The 6891-nt window shown below is 62.0% G+C and carries 4 protein-coding genes; 1 reads left to right on the forward strand and 3 read right to left on the reverse strand.

Annotated elements, in window-relative coordinates; translation table 11 throughout:
• Window positions 1-178: 178 nt before the first annotated feature.
• Window positions 179-2155 carry a methyl-accepting chemotaxis protein gene (locus HU724_RS27445; protein ID WP_016772578.1) on the reverse strand — a complete coding sequence of 659 codons (1977 nt, stop codon included), beginning with the start codon at window positions 2153-2155 and terminating at the stop codon, window positions 179-181.
• Window positions 2156-2342: 187 nt separating this feature from the next.
• Window positions 2343-3263, reverse strand: coding sequence for a LysR substrate-binding domain-containing protein (locus HU724_RS27450; protein WP_024014781.1), 921 nt, complete (start codon window positions 3261-3263; stop codon window positions 2343-2345).
• 159 nt (window positions 3264-3422) lie between these two features.
• On the opposite strand from HU724_RS27450, the gene HU724_RS27455 reads away from it, so the two are divergent.
• A complete protein-coding gene (locus HU724_RS27455) occupies window positions 3423-4817 on the forward strand; it encodes a NorM family multidrug efflux MATE transporter (RefSeq protein ID WP_186569461.1) in 1395 nt (464 codons plus the stop codon).
• Window positions 4818-4945: 128 nt separating this feature from the next.
• Here the strand turns inward: HU724_RS27455 and HU724_RS27460 are convergent, their stop codons facing one another.
• Window positions 4946-6619 carry a putative bifunctional diguanylate cyclase/phosphodiesterase gene (locus HU724_RS27460; RefSeq protein ID WP_076564532.1) on the reverse strand — a complete coding sequence of 558 codons (1674 nt, stop codon included), beginning with the start codon at window positions 6617-6619 and terminating at the stop codon, window positions 4946-4948.
• Window positions 6620-6891 lie beyond the last annotated feature (272 nt).

The raw sequence follows: 6891 nt of genomic DNA on the forward strand, positions 1-6891 counted from the left end.
GAGTTGTGCCATTTTTATAGCGCTGCGGAAACGTTTCAGCAAGTCCAAAGAAGCTGTCGGTGATAGGCATTCGCGAGCAGGCTCGCTCCCACAGGGATTTCGGGCCTTCACAATATTTGTGAATTACGCCGACTACTGTGGGAGCGAGCCTGCTCGCGATAGCTGTTTCAAAGATGCATCAACGGAAGCGGTCAACCTCGGAACGCAGATCCGCCGCGAGCTTCTCCAGCTCTTTCGCGGTGACAGCCAGGTTCGACACCACCTCGCGCTGCTCGCTGTTGGCCAAGGCGATGCTCTGCAAGTTGCTGCTCAGCAACGTTGCAGTGCTGCTTTGTTCCTGAGTGGCGGTGGTGATCGCAGCAAACTGCTGGCCTGCCGAACGGCTCTGCTCATCGATCCGCGCCAGCGCCGAGGCGACATTGGCGTTGCGCGACAAGCCTTCCTGCATCAGCACATTGCCCTGCTCCATGGTGCTGATCGCGTTGCCGGTTTCCTGCTGAATGCTGTGGATCATGCTGGAGATTTCGTCGGTCGCCTGGCGGGTACGCGAGGCGAGGCTGCGCACTTCGTCCGCGACCACGGCAAAACCGCGACCTTGTTCACCGGCACGAGCGGCTTCGATGGCAGCGTTAAGTGCCAACAGGTTGGTCTGCTCGGCGATCGAAGTGATCACGCCGACAATCCCGCCGATTTCCTGAGAGCGCTGCCCCAGCGTGTTGATCACGCTGGCGGTGCTGTTCAGCGCGCCAGCGATCTGCTCCAGCGACGACGACGCTTCTTCCATCGAGCTGCGGCCAATCTGGGTTTGCTGCGCGTTTTCCTGCGCCAGGCGCTGGGTCGCGCCCATGTTGTCGGCAATGTTCAGCGAGGTGGCGCTGAACTCTTCCACGGCGCCGGCCATGCTGGTGATTTCGCCCGACTGTTGCTCCATGCCTTCATACGCACCGCCGGACAAACCGGACAGCGCCTGCGCACGGCTGTTGACCTCTTCCGAAGCGCGGCGGATGTGCTCGACCATGGTCGACAGCGCCTGGCTCATCTGGTTGAACGCGCGGGACAGCTGACCGATTTCATCGTGGCTCGATACGTTCAGCCGCACACTCAGATCACCCGCGCCCAAGGCTTCGGCCTGACGCACCAGATCGCCCAGCGGTGCGAGTTTGCTGCGCAGCAGCCAGACCACGGAACCGACCGCGAGCAACATCGCCAGCAGGCTGCCGATCGCCAGTTGCGTACCGACACTCCAGGTCACCGCGCGGATCTCGGCTTTCGGCATGCTCGCCACCACCGACCACGGGCCACCTTCGAACGGCACGGCGATGCTGTAGAAGTCCTCACCCTTGTCGCTCCAGAACTCACCCTTACCCGGGGTTTTCACCAGGTTGTTGATGGTCGGGGCGGCTTGATCCAGGTTTTCGACGCCGGCAATCGGCACCAGCCATTTGTTCTGCTCGTCGAGCAGCGCCAGCGAGCCGGTCTTGCCAATGCGGAAGCGCTTGAGATTGGCGAACTGCGCGTTCTGCGCATCGGTGTAGTCGAAGCCGACGTACAGCACGGCGATTATCTTGCCGCCCGCATCGCGCACCGGGGTGTACTGCGACATGTAGTAGCGCTCGAACAGCAACGAGCGGCCGACATAACTCTGCCCCGCCATCAGTTTCGCGTACGCCGGGTTGGCATGATCGAGCACGGTGCCGATGGCACGGGTGCCGTCCTGCTTGCTGACGTTGGTGCTGACGCGAATGAAGTCTTCGCCGCTGCGCACGAATACCGTGGCCACACCAGCGGTCATCTGCTTGAACTCGTCAACTTCCTTGAAGTTGTTGTTCAGCACCTCGTTGCCCAGATGCAGGCCCGGAGTCTGCACGCCGGCCACGGTCACTGGCTGATCGGGGTGCACACTCAAACCACTGCCGAAGCGCTTTTCGAACAGCCCGCTCAGGCGCAGGGTGCTTTCACGCAGCGTACCGTGGAAGGTACTCAGCTGATCGGCCAGCAACCGGGCCTCACTGGCCAGATGCTCTTCACGGGTGGCGAGGTTGGCGGAATCCAGCGAACGCAAGGCGAACACCGTACTGCCGCTGATGACTATCGCCAGTATCACAGCAAGGGCAAGGCCCAGCTGCGAGGCGATCCGAGCACGAGGTTGAGACATGAACAGCTCCTGGCCGAGCCACCGAATCCTCCTTGATCGCGGTAATTGCCCGGAAAATATTCTAATAATGGGGGTAGCGCAGAACCGGCACGACGGTTCCACATGCTCGTAGTCGGCGGAAAATCCGAATACTTGAGCGGATTGCGTGGGTATGGCGCAGTAGTGGCATTGTGCCGGCTCGAACGTTTCAGCTCAAGCGCTCTACCGCCGGCAATTGCATGGCGCGGACTTCGCCTTGGAGAAAATCGCTGAGACGGCGCAAACGTTCACCTCCCGGACGCGGTTTCGGCCACACCAGATAATAATTCAGGCCACTGGCGACGGCGGTTGGCCATGGCAGGCTCAAGCGCCCTTGCGCGACATCTTCGGCGACCATCAATAGATCACCCATCGAAACGCCGTAGCCGCGCGCCGCGGCGATCATGCCCAGCTCCAGCGTATCGAACACTTGTCCGCCCTTGAGCGAGACCTGATCGGACAGGCCCATGCGCTCCAGCCAACTGCGCCAGTCACGGCGATCCGGGGTCGGGTGCAGCAGTTCAGCCGTCGCCAGACGCGCCACGTCCCAAGGTTGATCATTGAGCAGGTTCGGCGCGCCGACCGGAATCAATTCCTCGGGAAACAGCAGGCTCGCTTCCCAGTCCGGCGGGAAATGCCCGTCACTGAGCAAAACGGCGCAATCGAATGGTTCGTTGTTGAAGTCCACCGAATCGATATCCATCCATGCGCTGGTCAGTTGCACCTCATTGCCCGGCTGCAAATGGCGGAAGCGACTCAACCGCGCCAGCAGCCAACGCATGGTCAGGGTCGATGGCGCTTTCATGCGCAGGATGTCGTCCTCGGCGCGCAAGGTATTGCAGGCGCGCTCAAGGGCGGCGAAGCCTTCGCGGATACCGGGTAACAGCAGCCGCGCCGATTCGGTCAGTTGCAGGTTGCGTCCGCTGCGATGAAACAGCCGGCAGGCGAAGTGCTCTTCAAGGGTGCGCATGTGCCGACTGACCGCGCTCTGGGTGATCGACAGTTCTTCCGCCGCGCGGGTGAACGAGCTGTGTCGCGCTGCCGCTTCGAATGCGCGCAGGGCATACAACGGCGGAAGGCGTCGGGACATACACAAAGCTCCAATAGCGGGGATACAGCCAATTCGGCAGGACGATTCAGGATGAGTATTAATCATGCCACCCATCCTTTTTATCCCTTTGTGCAAAGCCTGCCAAGCGCCGAAAATCGACGCTCTTCTGTTCCCTCTGAAATTTGGGTGGTGATGACCATGCGGCATCCTGTGCGTACCGAACTCTGGGCCATTCTGCGGTTGGCGGGGCCGCTGATTGCTTCGCAGTTGGCGCACATGCTGATGGTGCTGACCGACACCCTGATGATGGCGCGCCTTAGCCCCGAAGCGCTGGCCGGTGGCGGCCTCGGTGCCGCGAGCTACTCGTTCGTGTCGATTTTCTGCATCGGCGTGATTGCAGCGGTCGGCACATTGGTGGCAATCCGTCAGGGTGCCGGCGACATCATCGGTGCCGCACGCCTGACCCAGGCCGGACTGTGGCTGGCCTGGCTGATGGCCCTCGGCGCCGGGCTGTTGTTGTGGAACCTCAAACCCGTGTTGCTGCTGTTCGGCCAAACCGAAACCAACGTCAACGCCGCCGGGCAATTTCTCATCGCCCTGCCCTTCGCCCTGCCCGGCTACCTGAGCTTCATGGCCCTGCGCGGTTTTACCAGTGCAATCGGCCGGGCGACGCCAGTGATGGTCATCAGCCTCGCCGGTACGGTGGCCAACTTCCTGCTCAACTACGCGCTGATCACAGGCATGTTCGGCCTGCCGCAGCTGGGTCTGACCGGCATCGGTCTGGTCACGGCGATTGTCGCCAACTGCATGGCGCTGGCGCTGGCCTGGCACATTCGCCGGCATCCGGCGTACGACGCTTATCCGTTGCGCGCCGGCCTGGGGCGGCCGAACCGGCAATACCTGAAAGAGTTGTGGCGCCTGGGTCTGCCGATTGGCGGCACCTATGCGGTAGAGGTCGGGTTGTTCGCTTTCGCTGCGCTGTGCATGGGCACCATGGGCAGCACGCAAATGGGTGCGCATCAGATCGCCCTGCAGATCGTTTCGGTGGCGTTCATGGTCCCGGCCGGGATGTCCTATGCCATCACCATGCGCGTCGGCCAGCACTATGGCGCCGGGCAATTGATCGATGCGCGCATGTCCGGGCGTGTCGGCATCGCCTTCGGCGCCGTGGTGATGCTCGGCTTTGCCTTGGTGTTCTGGCTGTGGCCCAACCAGTTGGTCGGCCTGTTCCTTGACCACAACGATCCGGCGTTTGCCGAAGTGATCCGTCTGGCGGTGAGCCTGTTGGCAGTAGCGGCGTGGTTCGAGCTGTTCGACGGCACGCAGACGATTGCCATGGGCTGTATTCGCGGGCTCAAGGATGCCAAGACTACGTTTCTCGTGGGGCTGGCTTGCTATTGGCTGATCGGCGCACCGGCGGCGTGGTGGATGGCTTTCCATCTCAATTGGGGGCCGACGGGTGTCTGGTGGGGTCTGGCGCTGGGCTTGGCGTGCGCGGCGGTGAGCCTGACGCTGGCGTTCGAATGGAAGATGCAGCGGATGATTCGACGCGAGCCGCAATCTCAAGGTTTCAACATCCCCCAGGCCGAATGAGGGTTTCCTTTGTGGGAGCGAGCCTGCTCGCGAAGACCGAGTGTCAGGCCCAGATCATTCAGCTGACATAACGCCTTCGCGAGCAGGCTCGCTCCCACGGGGATTTGTGCCGGCCGCAACAATCGTGATCAACCGACGATTTCCAAAGCCGGCTGCTGGCTCGATCCCGAGGTCAGATATTCCACCAACTCATCCAGCGGCAACGGTCGGCTGATCAGATAACCCTGTACCTGATCGCAGCCGAACCCGCGCAGCAACTCCAGTTGCTCCGGCGTCTCGACCCCTTCCGCGACTACTTCCAGGTGCAGGTTGTGGGCGAGGTTGATCATCGCGTGCACCAGTTTGCGATTCTCTTCGCGCTGTTCCATGCCGCCAACAAAGCTCTTGTCGATCTTCAGCAAGGTAATCGGCAAGCTGTTGAGGTGCACGAACGAGGAGAAACCGGTGCCGAAATCGTCCAGCGAGAAGCGCACGCCGAGACGGCCGAGGGCGTCCATGGTCTGTTTGACCAGATCGCTGCGCCGCATCACCGCGGTTTCGGTCAGTTCGAATTCCAGCCACTGCGCCTCGACGCCGCGCTCGGCGATCAGGCGGCTAAGTGTCGGCAGCAACTGGCTGTCCTGAAACTGGCGGAACGACAGATTGATCGCCATGTGCAGCGCCGGCAGCCCCTGCTCGCGCAAGGCCTGCATATCACGCAAGGCGCGGGAAATCACCCAGTAGCCCAGCGGCACGATCAGACCGCTCTGCTCGGCCAGCGGGACGAACTCGCTCGGTGGCAACAGACCGCGCTCGCCATGACGCCAGCGCACCAGCGCTTCGAGGCCGACAATCTGGCCGTCTTCAAGATTCAGGCGTGGCTGGTAATGCAGTTCCAGCTCATCGCGGCGCAAGGCCCGGCGCAGTTCACTTTCGAGGTCGGCCATGCTGCGCGCGTTGCGGTTGATGCGTTCGTTGAAGATATGAAAGGTGCAGCCCTGCGTGCTCTTGGCCTGCTGCATCGCGATGTGCGCGTGCCACATCAAAGGATCGGCACCGCCATTGGCGCGGGCATGGGCGATGCCGAGGCTGGAGCCGATCAGCAGGCTCTCGCCGTCGACCCAATAAGGTTCGGCCAATGCCTCAGTGATGCGTTCGGCCATCCACTCGGCGCGTTGCGGTGCACGACGGGTATCGATCAGCAGAGCGAACTCATCACTGCCCAGCCGCGCAAGTTGATCGCCGGCCTCCAGCTGACTTTTCAGCCGCGCGACCACTTGCAGGATCAAGCGATCGCCGGCCTGATGACCGAGAGCGTCGTTGGCATGGCGGAAGTTGTCGAGATCGAGATGGCCGAGGGCGAGGCCGCGACCGTCGCCTTCGGCAAGGCGCGCCGTGAGCAGGGTCTGGAAGCCCTGACGGTTGGCGATACCGGTCAGCGGGTCCTGCTCGGCCAGGCGCTGGAGAGTGTTTTCCAGCACGCCGCGCTCGCGCACATGGCGCAGGCAGCGCTGGAGCATGCCGGCGTCGAGGGCGTCGAACACCAGCCAGTCGCTGACACCGACCGGCGCGGTGGCCGGCTCGTGCTCCAGCAGCAGAACGGTCGGCAGGCTGCAACGCCCGGGCGGCGGCTGCAACGCTGGCAGGGTCAGCAGTACCGCGTGGCGGTTGTCTTCGAACAGGCGGCTGACCGAATCCCAGTTCGGCGCGCTGATCAGCACCGCCGCGCTCCCCATCGGAGCCAGACACTCACGCAACAACGCTGTCCACGCTGGCTCTTCGGCCAGTAGCAGCAAACGCAAGGGTTCGACAGGCGTAGACAAGCTGACTCCCTAGACTCTGCAATGATGTAGGCGGGGCATTATGCCGGTGTGCTGAACAATGACCAATGCGTTGTCTGATGACAACGGCATCGAAACGTTATTTTGTGTCACGAATGAGAACATTAGCCGCAAAATCCCCGCGTATCCTGCGTGAAAGTAACAAAAGCGGCAAATCTGAATCGCGTGCTGCGTCACAAGTCGGACAGAGCAGCAGAAATCGCTGAGCCTGTTAAAATGCCGGCCCATTTCGTCAACGACTCCCGAATTTTCGT

It is taken from the genome of Pseudomonas iranensis, assembly GCF_014268585.2.
Classification (GTDB): Bacteria; Pseudomonadota; Gammaproteobacteria; order Pseudomonadales; family Pseudomonadaceae; genus Aquipseudomonas; species Aquipseudomonas iranensis.

What these genes read in the sequence shown, in the direction of transcription:
- HU724_RS27445 (WP_016772578.1), bottom strand. Translation starts at nt 2,155, where the DNA reads ATGTCTCAACCTCGTGCTCGGATCGCCTCGCAGCTGGGCCTTGCCCTT.
- HU724_RS27450 (WP_024014781.1), bottom strand. Translation starts at nt 3,263, where the DNA reads ATGTCCCGACGCCTTCCGCCGTTGTATGCCCTGCGCGCATTCGAAGCG.
- HU724_RS27455 (WP_186569461.1), top strand. Translation starts at nt 3,423, where the DNA reads ATGCGGCATCCTGTGCGTACCGAACTCTGGGCCATTCTGCGGTTGGCG.